The organism is Acinetobacter sp. WCHAc060033 (assembly GCF_004209125.1).
Classification (GTDB): Bacteria; Pseudomonadota; Gammaproteobacteria; order Pseudomonadales; family Moraxellaceae; genus Acinetobacter; species Acinetobacter wuhouensis.
Map to the genome: position 1 here is coordinate 1 of NZ_SGSW01000148.1, position 1,251 is coordinate 1,251.

The window sequence follows — 1,251 nt, forward strand, 5'->3', positions numbered from 1 at the left end:
AAACTCGTCCACTTCCGTCAAGATATTGAATAGATCGCAGAAACATATTTGATTAAAAGTAGTCTTGCCTCAGACACGTTGCGGATGACGTTATCGCGTATCCTATTTTATCGAGAAGCAGGAATATTTTTATGTTACTGCGTAACATCAGTAACTAATTTCTTTTCATCAGCCTGATATATTTTTAAATCTATTGATCCATTTAAATGCTTACCACTTTTCAATCCAAGGACGTAAATCCAATTCATGTGTCCAAGCATCACGAGGTTGCTGTGCAATATGCCAATAATTTTCCGCAATATGCTCAGGATTTAAAATACCATCCTGATCTTTCTTTTCATATAAATGCGGAAACGTATTTTTAATAAAATCAGTATCAATCGCACCATCCACCACCACATGCGCCACATGAATATTTTGCGGACCAAGCTCACGTGCCATACTTTGCGCCAAAGCACGAAGCGCATGTTTCGCCCCTGCAAATGCCGCAAAATAAGCAGATCCACGCATACCGGCTGTTGCACCTGTAAAAATGATTGTACCTCGTTGACGAGTCACCATTCGTTTAGCCACTTCACGTCCAACAAGGAATGCCGCAAAACACGCCATTTCCCAAATCTTAAAATATTTACGTGCTGTTTCTTCTAAAATACTACACGGTACATTCGCACCGATATTAAAAACTAAAACATCAATTTCACCAATATTCGCTTCAATCTCTTCAATCAGTTGAATAACCTCTTCCTCCTTACGTGCATCGGATGCAAAACCATAAGCGACACCGCCAAAGCCTTCTATTTCTTGAATCAAAGGCTGTAACTTATCCGCATTACGGCGTGTCATACAGCTAATATATCCACCTTGTGCAAAACGTTTTGCAATTGCACCACCTGTGGCATCCCCCGCACCAATCACGAGTGCCACTTTATTTCCCTGCTGTTTTAATTCATTCATTATTTTGCTCACTTTAAACGAACAATGCGTTCGTTAAATTATTTATTCATAAAATAACGATCGTTATCATAACGATTACTATGTTATAGTTTTTCATGAGCGTCAAGATCAATTTTCAACCATAAAATTGGATTAGTTCTAAACCGTATACTTATTCATTAGTCTTAAAGTTGCACTTTTAATCACTATGAAAGTTGATACGCGAAAACGTCATCCGCAGCTGTTTGAGGCAGGACTAATTATGATTGGAAATGTTTCTGCGAATAATTAAATAATTTGACGGAAGTAGACGAGTTC

1 protein-coding gene is annotated in these 1,251 nt (G+C 38.2%); it reads right to left on the reverse strand.

The window, feature by feature from the left end; genetic code table 11:
- Positions 1 to 210: 210 nt before the first annotated feature.
- Complete coding sequence (locus EXE10_RS20985) at positions 211 to 954, reverse strand: SDR family oxidoreductase (RefSeq protein WP_068976150.1); 744 nt, start codon at positions 952 to 954, stop codon at positions 211 to 213.
- Positions 955 to 1,251: the final 297 nt, after the last annotated feature.